23 protein-coding genes and 1 other annotated feature are annotated in these 24,042 nt (G+C 47.3%); of the genes, 2 read left to right on the top strand and 21 right to left on the bottom strand.

Annotated elements, in window-relative coordinates:
* The first annotated feature begins 12 nt into the window (after nt 1-12).
* Nucleotides 13-2,103, top strand: a complete 2,091-nt coding sequence (locus tag NLBNIHML_RS29015; RefSeq protein ID WP_479491855.1) for an ABC transporter ATP-binding protein — start codon at nt 13-15, stop codon at nt 2,101-2,103.
* Between the two features lie 140 nt (nt 2,104-2,243).
* On the opposite strand, the gene NLBNIHML_RS29010 is transcribed toward NLBNIHML_RS29015, so the two are convergent.
* The 7 genes from NLBNIHML_RS29010 to NLBNIHML_RS28980 all read right to left on the bottom strand — a co-directional run bounded on the left by NLBNIHML_RS29010 (nt 2,244) and on the right by NLBNIHML_RS28980 (nt 9,062).
* On the bottom strand, nt 2,244-2,870 hold the full coding sequence (locus NLBNIHML_RS29010; protein ID WP_494353333.1) for a YdcF family protein: 627 nt from the start codon (nt 2,868-2,870) through the stop codon (nt 2,244-2,246).
* Nucleotides 2,867-3,412 (bottom strand): hypothetical protein, encoded by a 546-nt coding sequence (locus NLBNIHML_RS29005; protein WP_494353332.1) that lies wholly within the window; start codon nt 3,410-3,412, stop codon nt 2,867-2,869. The genes NLBNIHML_RS29010 and NLBNIHML_RS29005 overlap by 4 nt, the downstream gene beginning before the upstream one ends.
* 99 nt (nt 3,413-3,511) lie before the next feature.
* Complete coding sequence (locus tag NLBNIHML_RS29000) at nt 3,512-4,222, bottom strand: hypothetical protein (protein ID WP_339241694.1); 711 nt, start codon at nt 4,220-4,222, stop codon at nt 3,512-3,514.
* On the bottom strand, nt 4,219-5,274 hold the full coding sequence (locus NLBNIHML_RS28995) for an ATP-binding cassette domain-containing protein (protein WP_494353331.1): 1,056 nt from the start codon (nt 5,272-5,274) through the stop codon (nt 4,219-4,221). Before NLBNIHML_RS28995 ends, NLBNIHML_RS29000 begins: the two co-directional genes overlap by 4 nt.
* A 5-nt stretch (nt 5,275-5,279) precedes the next feature.
* A complete protein-coding gene (gene argS, locus NLBNIHML_RS28990; protein ID WP_494353330.1) occupies nt 5,280-7,010 on the bottom strand; it encodes an arginine--tRNA ligase in 1,731 nt (576 codons plus the stop codon).
* Nucleotides 7,011-7,074: 64 nt separating this feature from the next.
* Nucleotides 7,075-7,367, bottom strand: a binding site (T-box leader).
* Nucleotides 7,368-7,549: 182 nt separating this feature from the next.
* Nucleotides 7,550-7,885 carry a four-helix bundle copper-binding protein gene (locus NLBNIHML_RS28985; protein WP_253433942.1) on the bottom strand — a complete coding sequence of 112 codons (336 nt, stop codon included), beginning with the start codon at nt 7,883-7,885 and terminating at the stop codon, nt 7,550-7,552.
* Between the two features lie 73 nt (nt 7,886-7,958).
* Complete coding sequence (locus NLBNIHML_RS28980; RefSeq protein ID WP_494353329.1) at nt 7,959-9,062, bottom strand: CobW family GTP-binding protein; 1,104 nt, start codon at nt 9,060-9,062, stop codon at nt 7,959-7,961.
* Nucleotides 9,063-9,233: 171 nt separating this feature from the next.
* Between NLBNIHML_RS28980 and NLBNIHML_RS28975 the strand changes: the two genes are divergently transcribed.
* Complete coding sequence (locus NLBNIHML_RS28975; RefSeq protein WP_339241689.1) at nt 9,234-9,752, top strand: MogA/MoaB family molybdenum cofactor biosynthesis protein; 519 nt, start codon at nt 9,234-9,236, stop codon at nt 9,750-9,752.
* A 67-nt stretch (nt 9,753-9,819) separates the two neighbouring features.
* Here the strand turns inward: NLBNIHML_RS28975 and NLBNIHML_RS28970 are convergent, their stop codons facing one another.
* The 14 genes from NLBNIHML_RS28970 to rny form a co-directional block, all read right to left on the bottom strand.
* Nucleotides 9,820-10,374, bottom strand: coding sequence for a hypothetical protein (locus tag NLBNIHML_RS28970; RefSeq protein WP_494353328.1), 555 nt, complete (start codon nt 10,372-10,374; stop codon nt 9,820-9,822).
* 74 nt (nt 10,375-10,448) lie between these two features.
* On the bottom strand, nt 10,449-11,468 hold the full coding sequence (locus NLBNIHML_RS28965; protein WP_494353327.1) for an oxidoreductase: 1,020 nt from the start codon (nt 11,466-11,468) through the stop codon (nt 10,449-10,451).
* An 80-nt stretch (nt 11,469-11,548) separates the two neighbouring features.
* Entirely contained in the window at nt 11,549-12,202 is a 654-nt protein-coding gene (locus NLBNIHML_RS28960) for a hypothetical protein (RefSeq protein ID WP_339241685.1), read from the bottom strand.
* 385 nt (nt 12,203-12,587) lie between these two features.
* Nucleotides 12,588-14,042, bottom strand: a complete 1,455-nt coding sequence (locus NLBNIHML_RS28955) for a nicotinate phosphoribosyltransferase (protein ID WP_091017227.1) — start codon at nt 14,040-14,042, stop codon at nt 12,588-12,590.
* A gap of 193 nt (nt 14,043-14,235) precedes the next feature.
* Nucleotides 14,236-14,793 (bottom strand): cysteine hydrolase family protein, encoded by a 558-nt coding sequence (locus NLBNIHML_RS28950; protein ID WP_472478703.1) that lies wholly within the window; start codon nt 14,791-14,793, stop codon nt 14,236-14,238.
* A gap of 67 nt (nt 14,794-14,860) precedes the next feature.
* Nucleotides 14,861-15,664: an NUDIX hydrolase gene (locus NLBNIHML_RS28945; protein WP_339241682.1), complete on the bottom strand. Its 804-nt coding sequence runs from the start codon at nt 15,662-15,664 to the stop codon at nt 14,861-14,863.
* A 78-nt stretch (nt 15,665-15,742) separates the two neighbouring features.
* On the bottom strand, nt 15,743-16,147 hold the full coding sequence (locus NLBNIHML_RS28940; RefSeq protein WP_339241680.1) for a PaaI family thioesterase: 405 nt from the start codon (nt 16,145-16,147) through the stop codon (nt 15,743-15,745).
* A 325-nt stretch (nt 16,148-16,472) separates the two neighbouring features.
* Nucleotides 16,473-16,886: a YlbF/YmcA family competence regulator gene (locus tag NLBNIHML_RS28935; protein ID WP_197997748.1), complete on the bottom strand. Its 414-nt coding sequence runs from the start codon at nt 16,884-16,886 to the stop codon at nt 16,473-16,475.
* A gap of 303 nt (nt 16,887-17,189) precedes the next feature.
* Nucleotides 17,190-18,746 (bottom strand): tRNA (N6-isopentenyl adenosine(37)-C2)-methylthiotransferase MiaB, encoded by a 1,557-nt coding sequence (gene miaB / locus NLBNIHML_RS28930; RefSeq protein ID WP_339241679.1) that lies wholly within the window; start codon nt 18,744-18,746, stop codon nt 17,190-17,192.
* Between the two features lie 312 nt (nt 18,747-19,058).
* On the bottom strand, nt 19,059-19,631 hold the full coding sequence (gene pduL / locus NLBNIHML_RS28925) for a phosphate propanoyltransferase (protein ID WP_017689107.1): 573 nt from the start codon (nt 19,629-19,631) through the stop codon (nt 19,059-19,061).
* 194 nt (nt 19,632-19,825) lie between these two features.
* Nucleotides 19,826-20,815, bottom strand: a complete 990-nt coding sequence (locus NLBNIHML_RS28920) for a dipeptidase (RefSeq protein WP_494353326.1) — start codon at nt 20,813-20,815, stop codon at nt 19,826-19,828.
* Between the two features lie 91 nt (nt 20,816-20,906).
* A complete protein-coding gene (locus NLBNIHML_RS28915; protein ID WP_007430104.1) occupies nt 20,907-21,167 on the bottom strand; it encodes a stage V sporulation protein S in 261 nt (86 codons plus the stop codon).
* A gap of 117 nt (nt 21,168-21,284) precedes the next feature.
* The gene (locus NLBNIHML_RS28910) at nt 21,285-22,079 is read right to left on the bottom strand and encodes a TIGR00282 family metallophosphoesterase (protein ID WP_145146946.1); all 795 of its coding nucleotides are present in this window, start codon (nt 22,077-22,079) and stop codon (nt 21,285-21,287) included.
* Nucleotides 22,080-22,293: 214 nt separating this feature from the next.
* Nucleotides 22,294-23,835, bottom strand: a complete 1,542-nt coding sequence (gene rny / locus NLBNIHML_RS28905; protein WP_036670418.1) for a ribonuclease Y — start codon at nt 23,833-23,835, stop codon at nt 22,294-22,296.
* Nucleotides 23,836-24,042 lie beyond the last annotated feature (207 nt).

Here is a 24,042-nt window from a genome sequence, read left to right as displayed (position 1 = left end):
GAGGTCAATACATTGAAGTCTAATACAGGCAAAAGGCTGCTTGATTACGCCTTGAAAGCCAAAGGAACATTTATCGCTGCATTAATTATGCTTACCATTGGTGTTGCGGCCGAGCTTGCCGGGCCGTTCATCGCCAAATCCATGATCGACAATCACTTGCTCGCGATTGAGCAGCCTTTCTATGAGACCACAGCTTCAGATGAAGCCGCAGTCTACAACGGTAAGAACTACAAACGCGAAGGCTTGTTCGAACCGGATGAAAACAAAGGTTCCGAAGTGCGGGTATTACAGGCCGGCAAAAGTTTTTATTTTGTAAACGAACCGGTCAATGCCCCTGACGGAGACCGCACATATGCGGATGGAATCCTCACGGTTACACGCGCAGGTGAAGTAACAGGCCAATATGCGGCAGCCCCCCTGTCCGCCGGTGAACTGTTTGCTTTTTACAAACCGGAGATGCCCAGCATCTATCAATTAATTGTGTACTACATGATCTTCCTCGTGATCTCGGTCATTATGGAGTTTGGTAAAACATTCTGGCTGCAGTCCTCAGCCAACAAGGTCATTCAAAGACTGCGTAACGATGTGTATGCCCACATTCAGCGACTGCCAGTGCACTTTTTTGATAACCTGCCCGCAGGTAAAGTTGTATCTCGGGTCACAAACGATACAGAAGCCGTCAAGGATCTGTTCGTTGCCGTTCTTTCGAACTTTTTCTCAGGAATCATCACGATTACAGGTGTGTATGTCGCACTCTTCCTGCTCGATGTTCGTCTGGGCCTGATCTCATTATTCGTCGTGCCGATGCTTATTACATGGATTGTGCTCTATCGCAAGTTCGCCACTCGCTACAACACGATCATTCGGTCAAGGCTGAGTGAGATCAATGCGATCATTAACGAGTCCATTCAGGGGATGTCCATTATCCGCGTATTCCGCCATCAGAAACAAACCAAGCAGGAATTCGAAGATCTGAATGATGACTATATGAAACACCAGAACAAAATGCTCAACCTGAATGCCTTCACCTCACACAACCTGGTTAACGTATTACGGAATATCGCCTTTGCAGTGGTCCTGTGGTACTTCGGTTCCAGTGTGCTGGATGGCACAAGTATTATTTCCCTGGGTGTTCTGTATGCCTTCGTCGATGTCCTGGGCCGTTTGTTCCAGCCGATCACCGGTATGGTGAATCAGCTCGCCAACCTGGACTCCTCCCTCGTATCTGCTGGTCGCGTCTTTGAGCTGATGGATGAAAAAGGAGAACCCGTAACCGATGGCTCCATGCCAAGATACAAAGGGAATGTTGTCTTCGACGATGTATCCTTTGCCTATAAAAAGGACTATGTGCTCAACAATATCTCGTTCAAAGCATCACAAGGTCAGACGGTGGCTCTGGTCGGCCACACCGGTTCGGGTAAAAGCTCCATCATCAACTTGCTGTTCCGGTTCTATGATCCGCAAAAGGGCAAGATCACGATCGATGGTCAGAACGTTAAGGATCTGCCTAAACAGTGGATTCGTGAGCATATGGGGATTGTACTTCAGGACCCGTATCTGTTCACCGGCACCATTGCTTCCAACGTCAGTCTAGGCGATGAGAAGATCTCCCGTGAACGCATTGAACAGGCGCTGCGTGATGTAGGCGCTGAGCGTATACTGGCTCATTTGCCTCAAGGCTTTGACGAACCTGTAATCGAGAAAGGAAGCACATTGTCTGCTGGTCAGCGTCAGTTAATCTCCTTCGCTCGTGCGCTGGCATTTGATCCGGCCATCCTCATTCTGGATGAAGCGACTGCCAATATCGATACGGAAACGGAAGCACTTATTCAGAACGCACTCGAAGTCCTCAAAAAAGGACGTACCACCTTCATCATTGCTCACCGTCTCTCCACCATTCGTTCCGCAGATCAGATTCTGGTTCTGCATCGTGGGCGAATCGTTGAGCAGGGTGCACATGATGAACTGATGGAGCTTAAAGGCCGCTATTATAAGATGTACCAGCTTCAGCAAGGTGCGCAAGCAGCAGCGGTCGCGACACTCGAGAATCCATCGGGCGACACCGTCCGAACATCAGCCTCCTTTGCAGGAGGAAATGCATAATATAATAAAACAGGCAACACAAAAACCGATCTACACAGCTACCCTAGGGGATTGCGGTGTAGATCGGTTTTTAGTTTCATCAGGAGCCATGTTCCTCTACTGCTTATTTCCCCCAGACAAAAAACAATCCGCGCGCAACCTCACGGCTGCTGCGGATTGTCTATCCATCCTTTGATCGTATATCCCATGTACATTACGGTCTCCCTTGCGAGAAAAGGAAACTTGCTGCGCCAGGTTCGATAAGCCGTTGTTCGTGTCGGAGAGGGTACGGCATCCATGCCCAGCCCGACAGCCAGCTTCATGGCCCGTTTCATATGCAGCGGATCACTCACAATTGTATAGGTGTGATAACCGGCCTGTTCACCAATTGGAATTGAATTGACCAGATTCTCCTCGGTAATTCTGGATTTGGTCTCTATGCGAATGTCCGCAGGATCTACTCCATGTGCGATGGCATACTTCTGACCCACTTCAGCTTCCGTATGTTCTCCATCATCAGCCGACCCGCCTGTGAAAAGCAGATTACGAACTGTACCCTGACGGTATAATTCAATCCCGTGTTCGATGCGTTCACGAAATACAGGTGAAGGATTATCTCCCTCCACTGCTGCACCCAGAATGATTGCTGCATCCGATACCCTCGATGAATCCTCATCCGTATAAGCAGATATGCGTACTGCCGTAACCACGGTCCATAGGATTCCAACGAATACTACAGTCAGAGCCATAATTAATATCCAGCGTTTCGTTATCCGTCTGCTTGTCATTCATCCTCTTCCAAAACCCTTGCTTGCATACTCTCGGTATGCATACGCTCCAGCGTTTGCAGAGCTGCTGCAGATTCGGCATCCAGACCAAGCTCTGCAATCCAGGCACCCGTATATTGCTGAAGACGGATCTCCAACTCCTGTGCGCGGTCTTTGAAATCCTCCAATTCCTTAATCATGCGGGATCGTCCTTCCGGACTGAATGTCTCATGAATGCGTTCCTTGAAGTAATGATGTACGATACGGTTACGTTGCTGCCATAATTCATTCAATTGGCGTGTCTCTTCCTCAGAGAATGTAAAATGATGACGTACTTCGTGAATGAGCTGCCCCAGTGAACTGCTCATCTTTCGTTCGTACAGATCTTCCAGGTCTTCTTCAGACACAGCCTTGCCCTGAGACATTTTCATTAATAAAATTAGATTGACCAGCTGCTGTTCAAGCGCCTGCCCGTAGTACACGGCCAATCCGTAATAGGCAAACAATTCCCTGGAGTGTTCGCTGTCCAGCATGTCACCATTCTGGATATCTGTATTTTGCATATGCGAGCGCCTCCTTCAACCGTACGATGTTATCCATTCTATGTCCCTCTATCCTAACCAAACCAAGAGCAACATTCAAGTTATCGGGAAGCGCGTCTTCTAACCCCGCAGATCTCTTCTTCCGGACAGCCACACATGGATAATCAGTAACCCCATTGCGTAGAGCACAGTCCAAAGCATAACCGAAACAAACGAGTCCATCTTTGATTCATCAAATAACATCATCTCACGAACCAGATAAAAGGCTGGTGGAAGTATGCGACCAAGCCATTCTAACGATTCAGGCAAACGTTCGCTTAACGAGCCTTGGATAAACGATAGTAATAATACAATAATGAGGGCAGGCATACTGCGACTAAGCAAGGGAATGTACGATTTTTGAAAGAATACACTGATGCCTAATCCCAGCAGCGATAATCCCAGATGTCCTAACCAGGTCATCATCCACTCCTCACCTGTGGGTTGTCTTTCGAACATTCCAGCGAACACGGGATATAGCACAGTAATTGCGGTAAGCATGAATTGCATAATCCAGGCACAGATGAGTTGACTTGTTACAACCTTACGCCTGCTTCCTGCATGAAGGACCAGTAATTGAAACTGCTTCGCAGGTTCGGTATTCATCACCATGACTCCATGCCAAGCTGCTGCCAGAAATAACAACATAGCCGTGACACTGTAACTGTCCGCAATTGGGTTGGGTTTGTAAGAATAGATCAGTAACATGGCAATGATATAAAAGATAACCGGTGCAAAATATTTCTGTGAGCGAATGTGATGCCTTAACAAATATCGGGTCAGATAGATCATTCGGCTTCTCCCCCCGCACCATCCATGGAAGAGCTTAAGTCCACAGATTCTGTGACACCTCCACGACTCGCATGTACAGCTGAATGTTGTCCTCCAAGCAGACTTTCCATATGTAATTGACTTTCCTCCTGTTGTACAGACACTACCGAACCTCCGGAAGCCAGAATCATTCGGAGGACATCATCTGTGGATTGTTGAACCACTTTCCAATCCCACAACCAAGATTTTGCGTTCCCCAAGCTCGTATCACGATCTAAAGACAACACTCCCGGTTGATGTGAAATGGATGGATCATTAGCCAGATCCTCTCCAGCAGGAGCCAGACTTTGAATACATACAACCGGTTCGCCAGCTTGCAGTATATCCTCACGATTCCAGTAGCGGAGCACACTGCCTTTCTTCAACACAATCACCTGGTCTGCCAAAAGTTCAATAAGCAAGGGTTCATGACAAGCTGTAACAATGCATGTCCCTTCATCCTTCCATTCCCCCAATAGGGATACGACTGCCTCTTGCGCTGGAATATCCAAGCCTGATAACGGTTCATCCAGCAACAAAAGACCACCCGGTCCAGCTAAAAGGGCCTGAATCAAATTTACTTTTTGCAATGTGCCCTTGGACAATAGGAGTAACTTCTGATCGATCGCGGTATCAAGATATAAAAGTTCGCTAAGTTCTCTTATCCGCCCACGTAGTTCTTCGGGGCGAATGCCCCGAATCCGTCCCATCTCCCACAAGTACTCCCTAGATGTAAAGGGTACACGTGGCAGGCCATCTACTGCATACTTTGCAGAACCCTTCAATGTGCGATGAATCGATCCTTTGTCAGGTAACAGAATACCCGCCATCATACGAAGCAATGTGCTTTTGCCCGAGCCATTTCTGCCAACAATCACAGCGCATTCGCCCTGTTTTACTTCCAGATTAATTTGATTCAATACTTGAGCAGTACCTAATCGTTTGCTCACTTGTTGAAGCAATATACCTCGGACTGATGAGTCTGGTGAAGCTTGATCCGACTTCCTGAAAAGACCACGTGTACTCCATGTCATTGGGATCACATCCGTTCTGGAGCTTGCACACCTAGCAAATGTAAACTGTAAGCGAGGCGTTCGGCAGTCCGTTTGGCCAATGCCACCCGGAAGGATCTTACATCAGATGACGCATCCGCAATCCGTTCGGCGTGATAGAAGCGGTTGAACGCCTGAGCGACATCTATTGTATATTTGGCAATGACCGAAGGCTCATTCCGATGAATTGCTTTTGCCAGATATTCGGGATATTCACCGAGCAGTTTCAGTAATGCCCAAGCGGTATCTCCGATACCGGATGAAGTGGTCACTTTTTCATTCTCACCATCCGCAAGGCTGGCGTTAGTCAGATGGTTTTCATTTTCTACACGTATCGCTTCTTCTGCCTTGGCAAGCACACTTTGAATCCGAGCATGGGTATATTGCACATAAGGTCCGGTCTCTCCTTCAAAACTCACCGCATCTTCCAGTGAGAAGTCCACATCGTTTAACCGATTATTGCGCAGATCACCGAAGATAATAGCACCTACACCAACAGCCTCAGCTACCTTCTGAGGGTTCTCCAGATTCGGGTTTTTCTCTTGAATAATCTGCAAAGCACGAGCGACTGCCTCATCCAACACTTCCTGCAAGAAGACGACTTTACCGCGACGTGTAGACATTTTCCGTCCCTCAAAACGCATTAATCCAAACGGGATATGTTCACATTTCGCAGACCATTCATGCCCCATCCGGGAAAGGACCGCAAATACCTGCCGGAAATGCAGCTTCTGCTCGCCTCCGACCACGTATAACAAGCGATCTGCCTTCATCACCTCATGACGATACACCGCCGTAGCCAAATCCCGTGTAGGATAGATGGTTGTTCCGTCTTTTTTGATAATCAGGCACGGGGGCATGTTCTCGTCCTCCAGACGTACCACGAGTGCTCCATCACTCTCTTCAAGTAAACCTTTCGCCTTGAGTTCTTCAACCACCGCGCCCATCTTGTCATTGTAAAAGCTCTCCCCCAACGTATGGTCGAACTGTACATTCAGACGTTCATACATCCGGTTGAATTCCTTCATGCTGACTTCCACAAAGAACGCCCATAACCGCTGCGCTTCTTCATCCCCTTGCTCTAGCTTGCGGAACCACTCCCGTGCCTCCATCTCCAGGGAAGGATCGTTCTCTGCCTCATCGTGGAAGCGCACATACAGTTCCAGGGACGTACGGATCGGATCTGCCTGCAATGCTTCATCATTGCCCCATCTTTTGTATGCTGCAATCTGCTTACCAAACTGGGTTCCCCAGTCTCCCAGATGATTCACACTTACAGAGGTATAACCCGCTTCGTTATACAACCGATACAGTGCTGCACCAATGACAGTAGAACGCAAATGTCCGATACCAAAGGGTTTCGCGATGTTAGGAGAAGACATATCAATCACGACACGCGAACCCTGACCAAGCTGAAGCTTACCGAATGCGGCATCTCCCAGTTCTTTTAGCAGATTCGGCGCGAGCGCCTCCCGATTAAAGCGGATATTTACATACGGCCCGGCCGGAGTCGCTTCAATTCCAGATGCCTGTAATCCCGTTGCGAGCTCAGTTGCAATGACTGCCGGTGCTTTTTTTAATGACTTCGCTAATGCAAAACAAGGGAATGCTGCATCCCCCATCTCCGCTTGTGGTGGAACCTCCAGTAATCTCATAACTTCTTCTTCAGTCAATCCCGTTAAAGGCGCAATATCGGCCGCAGCCTGCTTCATCAACATGTCAAACACTCCTTATCCATTCATTAGTGGCTGAAAATTAACACAAAAAAGCTCCCGTCTCTACATAAGAGACGAGAGCTGACTTAACAGTTCCCGCGGTACCACTCTAAGTGAACAGGTTGCTCTTCATATGCATCAACATGCATACCCGCAGAACCTGTTCCGCTCGATGCGTATAACGGTCGCAAGCCGAGTTACCCTCAGACAGATCTGGCCTATCCCCAATCGGGATACGTACATCTTTTCGGATAACCATCTCACGGGTGCGGTTCACACAGGTCATGTCATACCGGCTCCCACCTCTCCCGGCTCGCTGTCATGTATGGATCTGGCTACTCTCCCGATCATTGATATTCTTCGTTTCAATTCATTCCCATCATTATACATACCACGTTTAGACTTGGCAACCTGCATTAAAAATCCCCTACAGAAAGGCAATACACATAGGCACATCGTCTCAGATGCCTGTGTTTCACTACCTTCCCTTAGGGGACCAAGGTCATTATCGGTTTTTATTATATGTTCCAGTGAAATAGTAATTATGCTACTGCTGCCATCAACCGGCAAGCTTCTGCACATCTGCGGCAAGCCTCTGCACATGCTTGGCAGTGATCGTGGTTGTGTTTGCCACACTCTGCGGCGCAAGCTTCACAAGCTTTCACACACAATTCGCATATTTCAGCAATGAAATCACTTCCACGTGTCATCGCTTGTGCAGCAAAACTGCAGATCTCCGCACATTCCCGATTCAAACGGATACAATCACGCAGCATCGCCAGATCATATTCTTTCAGACTCGATATGTAACATACGTTGCAAGCATTCATGCACTCCAGGCAAGCATCGATACATTGTTGATATTGTTGTTGTGTCATTTAAAGTTACCTCCCAGGCAAAGTTTGCTATGCTTCTTAATACCCAGTTGGGAGGAATATTGAATCATCTAACTTACTTTATCGCTTCCAATTCCAGTAATTGGTCACGAATGACAGTTTGGTCAAAATGTTCACCTATAAACACAGCAACATTAGGGACATTTCCCTGAGGTGTGATCTTCATGTAGTCCGATTCACGGTAGGCATACTGGAACCAGAAGCGGCTCGCCGTGTCACTAAATGATAAAATACCTTTTGCTCGATACACATCACGTGGCAATGCGGATACAAATTGTTCAAACGCCTCGCTGTTCACCGGTTGACTGAAATAATGCGTATAAACCATGACATGTTCGTGTGATGCATGAGGAACAGCATGCTCGTGACTGTGGTCATGAACATGGCTATAGGATGCGTCATTATTCGTAGCATCGCCTTGAACCGACTGATGTTCATGTCCATGATTGCATCCATGTGTACCACAGGTTTCCGTATGCTCATGGTGAGCCGGCTTATCTGCTTCAGAAGCTGAATCATGCACATGCACGTCTGCCCCACTGCGAAGCAACAGATCCATCTCCACCTCACATTTGACTGTAGGAATTACAGGTGCGAAGCCATTCCATTTTGCCAAGAGCTGTTCCAGATCCTTCAGCTCCTGTGCACTCACCCGATCCGTTTTGTTTAAGAGAAGCACAGACGCACAACGAATCTGCTCCTGCATTAGTTTGAAGGTCTGCCCCTTCTGCTCCTGATACAGACCAGATAGATGTGCTGCATCCACAACCGTGATGAGACTTTTCAGTTCCAGTCGCATGTAGAGTGAGGTCTCCGTTACCGCATCCAGAATCTCCATTGGATTCGCCGCACCGGTTGCTTCAATAACGATCACATCAGGTGATTCCTCCTGAACGAGATCAGCAAGTTGCAATCCCAAGTCACCACGAACGGTACAACAGATGCATCCACCTAACATCTCTGTCATGGGAACGGTGGAATCCACAATCTGACCATCCAGATTGACTTCGCCTAACTCATTCATAACCACTGCGGGACGCAAACCCTGCTGTTGCCAATGTTCGATCAACTGAACAAGCAGTGTTGTTTTGCCACTCCCCAAAAAACCTGACAGTATATATACAGGTATGGATTGTTCTTTTAAAATTGTTTCATTCATGCGTATACACCTCTCTGATTGTCCTTCTTGTAACCTGATCTATCTGTATCTAGCGAGTGTACACCATCCCGCATTCGTTATGCAATCATGTTCAATTCTTCCCCAGTACATTGCCTGATGCTAACGGATGGTCTATGCTATGAGGACATGTTGATTGAAGGAGGAAGTTTCATGACTAGTTCAGTGGAACAACATCGCCAGGAAGCTCCGACCACGGTATCGTGCATGATTGTTACAGTGTCAGACACGCGCACCAAAGACACGGACACCAGTGGCCAGCTCATGCATCAGCTTCTGAATGAAGCAGGGTATCAGATTGTTGAATACATCATTACACCAGACGAAACGGAGAACATTCGAAGCATCCTGCAGGATGCAGCTGTTCGTGATGATATTGAAGCCGTGCTGCTTAGCGGCGGAACAGGAATTGCTCCCCGAGATACGACATACGAAGCGGTATCCTCATTGCTCGACAAGGAACTTCCAGGTTTCGGTGAGATCTTCCGATTTCTCAGTTACACCGAAGATATCGGTTCAGCTGCCATCCTGAGCAGAGCCGTCGCTGGTACGATTGGACGCACTGCGGTATTCTCCATGCCAGGTTCCAGAGGTGCCGTCAAATTGGCCATGGAAAAACTCATTTTGCCTGAACTGCGGCATGTCATGCGTGAAATATATAAACCCGTCTGAAAGATCAGACGGGTTTTCGGGTTTATTTTCAGCTGTAAGTTATAGTACGACGGGTATCTCACTCTACTTACCTTAGTTGCCCCAGCACATGTTGGAACACCTGCATGACATCCTGTTCATACTTGTCCTTTTCCCCACCCGAAGCTGTATACACGAGTGAGACGTATCCTTTGCTGCGAATCGTTGTCCGGCCAAGCGCATTCTCCAAGACAGCCTCATCAGCATTCTCACTATACATTTGTTTCATGCCGGCAGCACGGGTTGCTGCATCACTGAAAATGTGGACTTTCACGATATGTCTACTACTTCCATTCAACAAGTACATATAAGAGATCCCACCATGGCCATCATCTTCAAACATGTTATTCATCAGCTGAATGCTTTTTGCTTCAAAACTCTTACTGATCTCACTTACCAATTCACCGTTTAATCCGTGTCCTTGACTCTGTGCCCGCACATTCCCTTCATCTGTCGCTTCACGGGTGTAGACCTTCCGCTCCTGCTCAATGGATGATGCCGAACATGCCACCAGGGTCCAGACACTTGTGATCAACACTCCACTTATAAGTATCGACTTCATTGTTCTTCGAACCAGACTTCGTTTTTTTCTATCAAAACACATGCCAATCCTTCCTTTCCAGCCACATGTACTGTGACCCAATCAGGTAGAATTAGCATGTCTTAGGACTTGGAAACTTATGCGGATGGCAGATCTGATATTGTATTGACCACAGTCCGACCTACTGCACCACCTTGGAGTATCGTCTCAAGTGTATGCGGCAACTGGTCTAGAGAAATTTCGCGGATTCCCAGTTCCAGCGCACGCTCCGGTTTCCATTCTCCGCCGAGCAGTTCCCACAGCCGTTCCCGACGTTCCATCGGACAATATACAGAGTCTATACCAATAAGCTGGATACCACGCAATATAAACGGAAGTACCGTGGATTCAAAAGCTGTGCCTCCCGTTAACCCGGAGACCGCTGCCGCTCCTCCGTATTGAATCTGTTTTAATCGCTCCGCGAGTGCAGGTCCTCCTGTTGGATCAACAACTCCCGCCCATAGCTGTTTCCCCATGGCTCCTTTAGCTGGAGCATCAGCTTCTTCACGAGTAATAACCTCCGAAGCTCCCAAGTTCCGGAGCAATGACTCCTCCTGATCCTTCTTGCCTGTGCTGGCTGTTACTTGGAAGCCAAGTTTCGCCAGAATCGCCACGGCCATACTTCCAACGCCCCCCGTTGCACCCGTAACCAGAATCTTGCCCATCGCCGGGGTTACTCCAGCCTGTAACAGCGCATCTACCGAAAGTGCAGCCGTAAATCCTGCGGTTCCAATCGCCATGGCTTCTTTCTCACTGAGACCCGGTGGAAGAGGCACTAGCCATTCACTGCGCAGACGAGCATACTCGCTGTACCCTCCGTAATGAGATACGCCAGGTTCGAATCCTGTACTGATTACCCGATCTCCTGGTGCAAAACGTCCACTCACGGACTCTTCTACCGTTCCGGCCAGATCGATTCCCGGTACCATCGGGTATTCACGAACGACGCCACCCTTCTCAAGAGTCGCAAGTCCGTCTTTATAATTGACACTGGAATATTGCACCTGTACCGTTACATCTCCATTCGGAAGATCTTCCTTCTTCAGTTGCTCTATTTCCGCTTTCACTCCGCCCTGCTCTTCTTTACGAACAACATATGCGTTAAAATGGTTTTTCATCGATAGCCACTCCTTTTTCGGATTTTATATATTTTTCCATTAAGCACATGAATTGTTCGCATTCAGGCTTAACGTAATCATCAAGCTCTATCTCTCCTGAGCGTCAACAGATAAATTAGCGGACCCACAATAGGGATGATGCCTGCCGCGGCCCAAGCTGGTGAACGTCGACTACCTTTGGCGTCCCTGTATATTGCAATTACGGAAAGCAAGGTCAACAGTACAAAATCAATCGTCATAATATGTACAAAGGATGATTGCTTGAACGCCTCCACATATACATCCGGATGACCTTGCGTCACGGCGTAGAATGCGGTCCCCAGCGTCAACAGCAGAAGGACTACATGCGTCAACTTGTGAGCTGCCACTCTTCCAATTCCCGACTCCCGCTGACGACCAAAATGCAAGCTTGTATAACCCGAAGCTCTATTTGCGGATGATGACCACACATAGTAGGGAAGCAGGGCAAAAGCACCTAGTCCAAAAGAAAGCAGAACAAAAGGCCAAGCCGGTACACGGCCACTTCGTTCTTTCACCGATGTTCTTAACAGCATACAGGCATAAACTGCCGGGAAAATACCTAACCACGAAAACACAGTAAGCAACCAAGGCTCTTTGCTTTGCATGGTGATCAGTTCTTTGAATATTGGATCACTTCCAGGTGACTGCCCCGGTGCCAGCATCAATGCATAGGCAATAAAAGCGATCCAGACCAGTCCTAATATCCATCTCATGTCTGCACCTCCTCTTACTTTCATCCCCTACAGCTGCGGGATTGAATCAATAGATGCAGAATTTGGCGTCTCCTGCGCTTTCCCGAGAAATAATTACTGCGTTCTCCAGAATAACTTCTTGAATTGCGCATGACCATTTCCAGTATAGCCTGCTACCTTGGCAGTCTGTCCATGAGATTTCTTACATACGGGTCCGAGTTAATCGGATCATATAAAAAACGTCTATCGACATACTTTCTGAAGACAGACCGCGTTTAGCTGAAATTTTGCTTGTAAGCGTCGAATCGTTCAACCTTCGCTAAACACGTATACATTCCATGACCATCAAAAAGGCATAGCCAGTATTCTTACCTGGTTATGCCTTTTTGTCATTCTTAAGTTTAGATCATTCCTCTGTGGATTTCACATGTTCCGCAATAAGCTTCTGCTTCATATTCCATGCCGCAGGGCTAATGTTTACACGGTAGATCTCCGGGTTGAGCTTCCGTTGGTATTCAGGCCAGAACAGATTCATCTGTTCCCGGTGATACGCCCGAATCTCATCCAGATTAGGCAGCTCATACACTTTGCGTCCGTTCACAAAGATCGGCTCCAGCATATTGACCGCTTCGTAGCGGGTAACGGTTTTTTTCAGGTAAGGGTGTAGCGGGTTGAACAGCTTGAGCGGTCCGCCTTGGAGCGGCTGCTCTTCATCTGGATAGCAGATATAATCCGCAATCGCTTTGCCATGTTTCGGATCAATGATCCGGAACACTTCCTTTTTACCTGGAGTGGACACCTTTTCAGGATTGGCAGAAATTTTGATCGTAGGCAGCATGGCACCGTCCACTTCACGTTCTACCAATTTGTACACCCCACCCAAAGATGGCTGGTCAGAAGCGGTAATCAACTGTGTGCCGACACCCCATGTATCAATCCGTGCTCCTTGTGCCTTCAGGTTGAAAATCGTGTTTTCATCCAAATCATTGGATGCTACAATTTTCACATAATCCAGGCCAGCCTCATCCAGCATCTGACGTGCCTGAATGGACAAGTACGCAAGGTCACCGCTGTCCAGACGAATCGCATTCATCTTTTTGCCTTGGCTCTCTAGCTTCTTGGCTGTCTTGATGGCGTGAGGTACTCCACTGTTCAATGTGTCAAAGGTATCAACCAATAACGTAACCTGATCAGGCAAGACCTTGGCATACACGTCAAACGCCTCCTGTTCACTCATAAAGCTCTGTACCCAGGAATGGGCGTGTGTACCTGCTGTTGGGATTCCGAAGCGCTCTCCGGCCAGCATGTTGGAGGTTGCATGGAAGCCTGCTACATACGAAGCACGTGCGCCCCAGATCGCCGCATCCGCTTCCTGTGCACGCCGTGTACCGAATTCGAGCAACGTATCCTGTTGGGCTACCTGTTTGATCCGCGAAGCCTTGGTTGCAATCAACGTCTGATAATTCATGAAGTTAAGTATTGCCGTCTCCACCAATTGTGTCTCCATAATGGAGCCTTCTACCCGAATGAGCGGTTCGTCAGGGAAAACAATTGCTCCCTCCTTCATGGAATGAATCGTGCCCTGAAATGAAAACTGGAGCAACTCTTCCAGAAAGACCGGATCGTAATTTTCCTCTTGTTTGGATAAAAATTTGATGTCGTCCATTGTAAACCGAAGCTGGCTGATGTAGTTCACAATCCGTTCCAATCCGGCGAATACCGCATATCCGTTGCCAAAAGGAAGCTTACGGAAATAGGCTTCAAATACCGCCTTCCGCTTGTGAGTACCATTCACCCAATGGGCGTACATCATATTGATCTGATATTTATCCGTATGTAAAGCCAGGCTAGTTGTCTGCATTTGTCTCATCCTCTCTGACTTCCGCTCGTGCCCCCAGATTTCAATTGAGGACACGGGTTAACATATGGAGACTCATTCTTCATGATTCTGTTCATCCGCATTAAACAAACAAGTCTCCCGTAAAACTCTATACACCATTCACCACATTCATCCGGTTCTTAACAGGCAGAACCAAACAGAATTATCGATTAAATTACGCAAGGACTGTCTCACTCGCCTTAACCACCGAAGCACCCAGGCTGGAACGAAAATGTCCTAGCGCCCATTCATGTCCTGCAGGATTAAAGCTGGCAACAGCATCTTCATACACCGTAATATGAAATCCTTTATTGTAAGCGTCCACTGCGGTATGCAATATGCAAATATCCGTGCATACCCCTATGAGTGCAATATCCGTAATTCCACGTGCACGCAGTCTGAGTTCCAGATCGGTTCCACAGAATGCACTATATCTCGTCTTATCCATCCACCGAATATCGTTTTTCCGTACTTCCATCACTTGGGCAAGACGTCCATATAACTGTCTCCCCGCTGTATCTCTGATGTTGTGAGGTGGGAAAAGTACCGTCTCCGGGTGATACGGATCATTTTCTTCGTGCAGGTCCACGGCCATGATTACCTCATGTTTGTTATTACAATAAGCCTCGGTTACAGCTGCAATCGTCTCTTCGATCTCTACCGCCGGCTGACCTACAGGTAAAGAACCTGTCACAAAATCATTCGTAAAATCAATCACAATCAGTGCTTTCATCGTCAACACTCCCTTAGCTCAGAAATGGTTGATCCTGATTCAATCCAATTGACACATCTGCACCTTTTTACGTGTAGATGGAAAGGCGTGGCACGAGTTCTGTAAAACGATATAGCTGCGCCGGACGCTGCGAGTACTGGTTGGAACTCACCAAGTTCCCCTCTTCATCCCGAACTTCTTCCACAATGCCTTTGCGACTGCGGGTAGACGTAATCTTGCGAATGAAGTTTGGTTCTTCAAAATCCGGTACAACACTTTGAATAACCTGATATAATTCACTTAATGTAAAATCACGTGGCAGGAACTGACGAGCAATCGTCGTCTCCAGCATCTGTTGTTGAATGCGTCGATATGCATCTTCAATGATTGTTCTGTGATCAAAGGCGAGTTCCAATTCTTGCAACGCCTCCTGAATCGTGAACAATCCAACGTCCTCAGCATCATCTGCTGCTTGACGTTGATCCAGCATCCATTCCTCCACAAGCGCGAAAAATGCGTGAGATATAATCCAGCCCCTCGGGTCACGACCCGGCTGACTGTATACATTCAAGTACTCCAGATGTCCACCGTCTACACCTGTCTCTTCCATCAACTCACGTTTTGCTGCACCGTAGATGGATTCATTCTCCTGACAAAAACCACCGGGTAATGCCCATCTACCTGCAAAAGGCCAGCCTTTGCGCTTAATCAGCATCACTTTCAATTCCCGAATGGGAAGTGTCTTGGTCACCGTCTTGCGCTCCCGCTTGGTCAAGGTGAACATAACGATATCCGCAGGAACTCCATCGGGGGTACGATATTTCTTGGAACTATAGGCACGTGCTGCTTGTTCGTCGCTCTCTGAATTGAAGTGTTCGTAGTTTTCGTTCATGGGCACCACCGACTATTTTCATTTTGATAATTTCATTATGACATAATAATATCTTTTGTCAACAGCGGGATTCATACTTTACGTTCTCGGACGTGCTATACGGAAAGTAGCCGTAGCCATGCATCCCAACGTGCCAGATGCATCACGAACCTCTGATTGAGTCGTAACACTGCGTCCAGCCTGATGTAACACTGTAGCCGTCACCGTTAATTCCCCTTGTTTCATGGGTGCGAGAAAATGTACATTCAGATTGGTTGTCACACAGCCATCTACTTCCATTGCTGCTGTTGCAACCATCCCCATCGCCTGATCCATCAGTGAAGTTAATACACCCCCATGAATAATCCCCATGGAGTTGGTATGATGTTCGCCTGCTGTCAACGCGATCTGTACTTCTTTGCCATCTCCTTTAATATATCGACATCCGAGAAATCCCCAGAATCGTTCGGCTCCGTCTTCTACCATTTTGTCCAAAATGCTCATTATTCATTTCTCCTTTTTCACTGTACGTATCATGCTCTCTTGATGTCATGTGCCTTTAACATTAAAAAATCAGCGCGCCACACAAAATAACCCCACAACGTGGAGCTTTGCTTGGAATGATATTCCGAGTACTTGGCGACAGCCACTCCACGTTAAGAGTTATGCAATGTAAGAAAAACTTCTGATTGAAGCCTTATCGATGATGCCACATTCGTGGTTTGGCAGTTGCTTTTCTTGCGATTATCGAATCCTTCAGCTCCGCTGAAAACTTATAATTCTATAATCGTCAAAAAAGGCGCGGACAGCGTCCGCACCCTTCCGTCATTTAACCGCAACTTGTCGGAGGTGAATCCGTTCCAGCCTCCACGTTTACTTTTTCGGAAACCGTATCCCGGATTACAGAGATCACTAACTGAAGCAAGTAGTTGATGTCGCTCTGGCTCTGCTGGAATTCCGTAACCAATGGAATACTGTCCAGTTCGCTTTGCAGATCTTCAATTTCCTGTTCAATTTTGCTAACCATCTCCACATTTTTGAAGCTCTCAAAAGCAACGATTTCTTTTTGTTTCTTCTTGATCGTTGCGATCAACTGCTGGATGCGCTCATGATCACGAATTTTGGTTTCAGCCTGTTGGAACTGTCTAACTTCCTCACTCGTTCCGAGCATATCAGCCAATTCTTTGGCTTTTCCCATAATGTCGTCGCGTATGACCAGATTGCGCGTATCGTAGGTAGGCATTCCGTAATGGTTGTACTGCACTTCTTCCTGCGCCACTGAAATCGCTCCATTCTATGAGATGATATAAGATGAGAACCTGGGCTCAAATGAGTTCAAACGTCTGCTCCATGACCGCTACGAGTACGGATCGTTCTTTTGATCGCTGTTGTCTCCGGTTTTTTCTAATTACACTTTTTCAAGGTTAAAATCCGGAGACAAAGGCGAACGCTTCGCTTCTACAGACCGATTCCGTCCCTCCGCTACTTGGGCGAATGTCCGAACCTGATATTGAACCCCAAAGTTCTCATCTTATTGGTGTGTGTATTACTGATTGGCAGCTACCGGCTCAGAGAGCAGGTTGCCCCGAATATAAAAAGTCATCGGATCGGTGATTTCCACTTGTACGAAAGTACCGATCAACTCTTTGGGTCCTTCAAAATGCACCAGCTTGTTGCTGCGCGTACGTCCTGCCAGAACTTCGGAATTCCGCTTGCTCTCACCTTCAACGAGCACTTCAACAACTTTGCCACGTTGTTCTTCATTGCTTCGATGGCTATATACGTTGATTGTTTCGTTCAAGCGCTTCAAACGTTCCTTCTTCACTTCCATCGGTACGTTGTCTTCCATCACCGCAGCCGGTGTACCTTCCCGTGGGGAATAAATAAAGGTATAGGCAAAATCATACCCTACTTCACGGACAAGGGAAAGTGTATCTTCAAACTGTTCTTCCGTTTCCCCCGGAAAACCAACAATAATATCCGTTGTCAACACAACATTCGGGATGGCTTTCTTAATTTTGTCAGCCAGTTTCAGATAGTGTTCCCGGCTATACTTGCGGCTCATGCGTTTAAGTACTTCCGAACTGCCAGATTGCACTGGTAGATGAATGTGCTCTACGAGATTTCCGCCCTTGGCCAGCACTTCAATCAAGTGGTCATCGAAGTCACGTGGGTGACTGGTTGTAAACCGCACTCGCGGAATATCAATTTGACGAATGGCATCCATCAAGTCCCCAAAGCTGTACTTCAGGTCGGTGAAGTCCTTGCCGTACGCATTCACATTTTGACCAAGTAGAGTGATCTCCTTAAAGCCTTGTCGTGCCAAATCCCTAACTTCGGCAATGACATCTTCAGGACGACGGCTGCGTTCTTTGCCCCTCGTAAACGGGACGATGCAATATGTACAGAACTTGTCGCAACCATACATAATGTTCACCCAGCCGCGCATACCCTCACGTTTCTTCGGCAGGTTCTCAATAATGTCGCCTTCCTTGGACCACACCTCAACAACCATTTCTTTGCTGAACAGCGCTTCCTGGATTAGATGTGGCAGTCGATGCACATTATGTGTACCAAAGATCATATCCACAAAGCCATGCTTCTGCATGATTCGGTTGACGACGCCTTCTTCTTGGGACATACACCCGCATACACCAAGTAACAATCCCGGGCGTTCAAGTTTTAGCGTTTTCAGGTGACCAAGCTCACCAAATACTTTATCTTCCGCATTTTCTCGTATGGCACATGTATTGAGCAGGATAATATCAGCTTCTTTGCGATCCTCTGTAGCCTGATATCCCATTGATTCAAGAAGTCCTTTGATGGTCTCTGAGTCATGCTCATTCATCTGACATCCATACGTATATACAATATAGTGTTTGCCTTTCCCTATGTTTTTCAGTTCATCGGGAACGGCATTTTCGTATAACACCTGGACGTCTTCCTTGCCCCGCTGTTTCTCCTGACGATGATTAGGTTCCGATTTGATGTTAATCTCACGACCCCGGATTCTTATCTTTTTGCTGAATTCATCTTGCGAAATTACTTTGGCATCGGAGAAATCAAAATATTGGGAGTAATCCTTTTTTGAGTCTTTAGCCATTTCCTTCGGTCACTCCTTACAGCCTCAATTAATAAAAAATCGTTCATTCATCCCTGTTCCACGTGAATTTCTTGCCGGGAACATTAAAAGAGCATTACAGCAAATTATAGCATGAATTGGGCTGTAGTTCCACATGCAAACCGCACGTCCCTTCGCCTAATCCGAGACATGCCATGCTCTAATGAACACTTAGAAAACAGAAAAACCTGAGCTTTGCCAACAGGGCTGGAATTAACCGGCCCTTAATGGCTGTGCTCAGGTTTATACGTTATTCAGACTGCCCTAGTAGGCTGCTGAAGCTATTCCATGGTATTAATCGATGATTTCAGCAGTGTCGCCATTACGAGCGCCAGCAGCGTTAGCCTCATCTGTATCAATATGCATGTCCAGTGCGAAAGAATCAGATACACGAGCCAGTACATTTTCCAGTACCAGACCGCGATCTCCGCCGAGGCGAACTTTCAGCATTTGTTTGTCCTCGATCCCCCATTTAGCAGCATCCGAAGTATGGAAGTGAATGTGACGAGCAGCTACGATGACACCTTTATCGATCGTTACTTCGCCAGCAGGACCTTTAATCGTGATTCCTGGTGTACCTTCAATGCTTCCAGATTCACGAACAGGTGCTTTAACACCAATCGCAAATGAATCTGTCATGGAGATCTCCAGTTGCGTTTCAGGGCGAACAGGTCCAAGGATACGCACTTTATCAAACTGTCCTTTCGAACCAATAACCGCTACCGTTTCGTTAGCAGCGTATTGGCCAGGCTGGGACAGAGGTTTAAATTCAGTCAGTTCATAACCTTTGCCAAACAAAATTTCAACGTGCTCTTGGGATACATGAATGTGACGGGCAGATACGCCCACAGGTACTGTTTTACTCATTGTAAATTTCACTCCTTGTTTATCTATGGCCTGAACTCAGGCTCTTAACAATCCAATGGTATTATACCCCTTTTTGGAGTGAAATGAAAACGAACTGGTGAAAATTCATGAAATACACTTATTTCACCATCATTCCCCTCCTTTATTTGGAAAACAAGCTTTATTCAACCCATTCTGTCCCACAGACCACTTTACTATTTCACGGAAGCCCCCTTTATTTTTGGATTTCCCTCTGGCAAGTGTTCCCTCAGATAACTCATCGCATTCCCCCACAACCAGCCGCGCACTAAATGTTCATCATAATGTTTGAGCAGGATTTCCGTCAGTCTTGGATAATGCCCCGAGTGTTCAAGTCTCTGAATATACGTTGAGATTCCGTCAAAATCAGACCCCATCATCAGATGGTTGTGTCCGCCCTGAGAACAGATCTGCTCGATATGAGGCAGCAGGTCTTCTATGAGCACTTCCCCCTCCTGTTTAACAAACCAGGGTACAAACGTCAGTCCGATCCGCCCTTCCCGGGCAATGATGGCCTGGATCTGATCATCTTTCAGATTGCGCACATGGGGACATACGCTATAGCTGTTGGAATGGGAGGCGATAAAAGGACGCTTACTCAAGTCAGCCAGTTCCCAGAACCCTTTCTCCGTCAGATGCGACACATCCAACAGCATTCCGATTTCATTACACTGGCGCACCAGTTCTTTCCCTTTCTCGGTCAGACCCGCCCCACGCTTCTCCATGACTCCGTCAGCCGCCCAATTGGCATAATTCCACGTTAGTCCAATGATTCGAACGCCCATCTGATAACATAACTCCAGATAGAACAAGTTGCCCTCCAGACCATCCACACCCTCCAGTGTGATTAATCCCCACGTACCCTCTGTTTGCTCCACCTGAGCCACCTGCTCACGCCATAACAACGTCTGTGTGCCGCCCGGCCGACCCTGACTTCTCTCTACACGACTACGATAAATCTCCAACTGCCCCATCACATGTTCAAACTTGCCTCTGCCAAGTACTTCGGGTAAATAGATGGCGAACGCCTGCAACCCTACCTTCCCTTCTTTCAAGCGTTGCAAATTCACATCCAGTTCTGGAGCATCTTCAAAAGAAAGAGCAGGCTGCATCAAAATTTTGCTCAGTGCATCACAGTGAAAATCAGCTACACGCCAATCAGACATGGACAAACCCTCCTCAATATTTTATTGCGAAGAAAACGCAAAAAAACCTGTCTACATCCATCGTAAACAGGTTCAATGCATACTGCATGTATTATCTGGGCTCCACAATCAGCTTAATGGCCGTTCGGTCCTCGCCGTCGATCACAATGTCTGTAAAAGCTGGAATACAAATCAGGTCAACTCCGCTTGGTGCTACAAATCCCCGGGCTATCGCTACCGCTTTAATGGCTTGGTTCAGTGCTCCCGCTCCAATTGCCTGCAGTTCAGCATTTCCACGTTCACGAAGAACCCCTGCAAGAGCGCCGGCTACAGAATTAGGATTGGACTTTGCTGAAACTTTTAATACATCCATGGTAAGTACCTCCCTGGGAATGTTGAAAGTTTGTTTCCACTTACTAGATGTTATTCGCGGGAGGCAAAAAAATTCCTTCTTTTTAGACGGGTTTCCCTGCAAAATGGGACAATACCCCTATTCCATGCGCCACTCGTCCTCCATCAGACGAATTTTTTCGATGCGTGTTGCCGCACCTGTAGCTTCATCAATTTCAACAAACACACCATGGAAATGCCATTTGCCATCATCCACAACGAAACGTACCGGGAGCTGGGTGTAGAACTTGCGCAGCACGGCCTCACGCTCCATGCCCAATATGCCGTCACGCGGCCCTACCATACCCGCATCCGTCAAGTATGCCGTTCCTCCAGGCAAAATCCGATCATCGTTACTCTGTACATGTGTATGTGTACCTACAACGAGAGACGCACGTCCATCCAGATGCCATCCCATGGCAATTTTCTCTGACGTCGCTTCAGCATGCATATCGACCAGAATACATTTATAGTCCTGACGCAGCTCATCAACAATCTCATCAGCTACACGGAACGGGCAATCCAGAGCAGGCAGGAACGTTCTTCCTTGCAGATTGACAATCGCCAGCTCTTTCCCTTCACCTTTGACAACCGTGTATCCTCGTCCTGGTGTGCCTGGTGGAAAGTTCGCTGGACGAATCATGCGAGGCTCATCATCTATAAAATCAAAAATATCCTTATTGTCCCAAGTATGATTACCAAGTGTAATACCATGTACACCCCAGTTGAAAAATTCATTTGCAATTGCCCCGGTAATGCCGCGACCTGCTGCCGCATTTTCACCATTCACAATCACCACATGTGGCTTATACTTCGATTTCAGGTACGGTAAATTTTCCTTTAATGCCTTACGTCCCACGTTGCCTACAATGTCACCAATAAACAAAACTTTCACTGATTACTGCCTCCTCAATTCCTGCAAAGTTCTCTTTTTCGAATGTTGAACCTGCAGGACTCTATCTCTTGTTCCATGATCTGTATTTATACAAAAAGCCTTTGATTGAATATGGAATTCAGTCGAAAAAGCCTAGCCTCTTTTTGAAAACACACTTTAAGAGGCTATCAAAAGGAAAAGTGGCCCATTACCGCGGCCACTTTTCCGTATTGCTCTATTTTGCGTATTCAACCGCACGGGTTTCCCGGATGACGGTGACTTTGATGTGACCCGGATAGTCGAGTTCATTCTCAATCATCTTCGTGATGTCACGGGCGAGACGGAAGGCTTCAGCATCATCGATCTTCTCAGGCTGTACCATAACACGAACTTCGCGTCCGGCCTGAATGGCGTACGATTTCTCGACACCTTCGAAGGATTCCGAAATCTCTTCCAGCTTCTCCAGTCGTTTGATATACGTTTCCAGCGTTTCGCGGCGTGCGCCTGGTCTTGCTGCGGAGAGTGCATCTGCTGCACCAACCAACATGGCAATGACCGAAGTCGCTTCGCAATCTCCGTGATGGGACGCGATACTGTTGATTACAACCGGATGTTCTTTGTATTTCTTCGCCAGTTCCACGCCAATTTCGACGTGTGATCCTTCCACTTCGTGATCCAGCGCTTTACCGATGTCATGCAATAGACCTGCACGTCTTGCCAGAGTTACGTCTTCTCCGAGTTCGCCAGCCATCAATCCAGCCAGATAAGCGACTTCCATCGAATGTTTCAAGACGTTCTGACCATAACTTGTACGGAACTTCAACCGGCCCAAAATTTTGATCAGATCCGGATGCAGACCATGCACGCCAACTTCAAAGGTAGCTTGCTCACCGTATTCACGGATGCGCTCATCCACTTCTTTGCGGGATTTCTCAACCATCTCTTCAATCCGTGCCGGGTGAATACGTCCGTCAGCCACCAGTTTCTCCAGGGCAGTACGGGCAATCTCACGGCGAATCGGGTCAAAGCCCGACAGAATAACAGCTTCTGGCGTATCATCGATAATGAGGTCAATCCCTGTAAGGGTTTCAAGCGCACGGATGTTACGTCCTTCACGACCGATAATCCGGCCTTTCATTTCTTCATTCGGCAGGGTAACAACAGATACCGTTGTTTCCGCTACGTGGTCAGCCGCACAACGTTGGATGGCGAGTGTAATAATCTCGCGGGACTTTTTGTCCGCTTCTTCCTTCGCTTGTTGTTCAATGTCCTTGATCATTTGAGCCGTCTCATGACGAACTTCCTGTTCTACGTTGGACAGTATGATACTGCGTGCGTCTTCCATAGTGAGGTTGGATATACGTTCCAACTCTGTCACCTGGTTTTTGTAGATCATTTCGATCTGCTGCTGAGTCTCATCAATTCGTTTCTCTTTGTTAGCCACTTGCTCTTCTTTACGTTCGAGTGATTCCAATTTTTTATCCAGCGACTCTTCTTTTTGCAACAATCGTCTTTCTTGTCGTTGAATTTCATTCCGACGTTCACGAGTGTCTTTTTCAGCTTCAGCGCGAATGCGATGGATTTCATCCTTCGCTTCCAGCACTGTTTCTTTCTTCAGTGCTTCTGCCTCTTTCTTCGCGTTCTCCACGATTTGTACGGCAGCTTGTTCCGCACTAGAGATTTTAGCCTCTGCAAGAGATTTGCGAATAAAATATCCTACTCCGAACCCAATGAATAGCGCGGCTGCAACGAGAGCGATCGTGATTGCAATTTCCATACTGTTCACCTCCTCGTTGGTTCCTCCAAGGCATTCCTTGGGTCAATTTGCAGTTTTCAAACCTTACATATTTTTGGGAATAACGAATACTCACGGCGATCCCCCGCCGATTTTCATTTCACATGTACATGTTTCCACGTACTATTCACTGTTTCCAGCGAACCCATAATTAAGAATGGTATAAATCTTAAGAAACCGAAACCGCTT

This window comes from Paenibacillus sp. JNU01, assembly GCF_059130585.1.
Note: the sequence above shows the minus strand (reverse complement) of the source record. Positions and strands in the feature narration are given on the sequence as shown.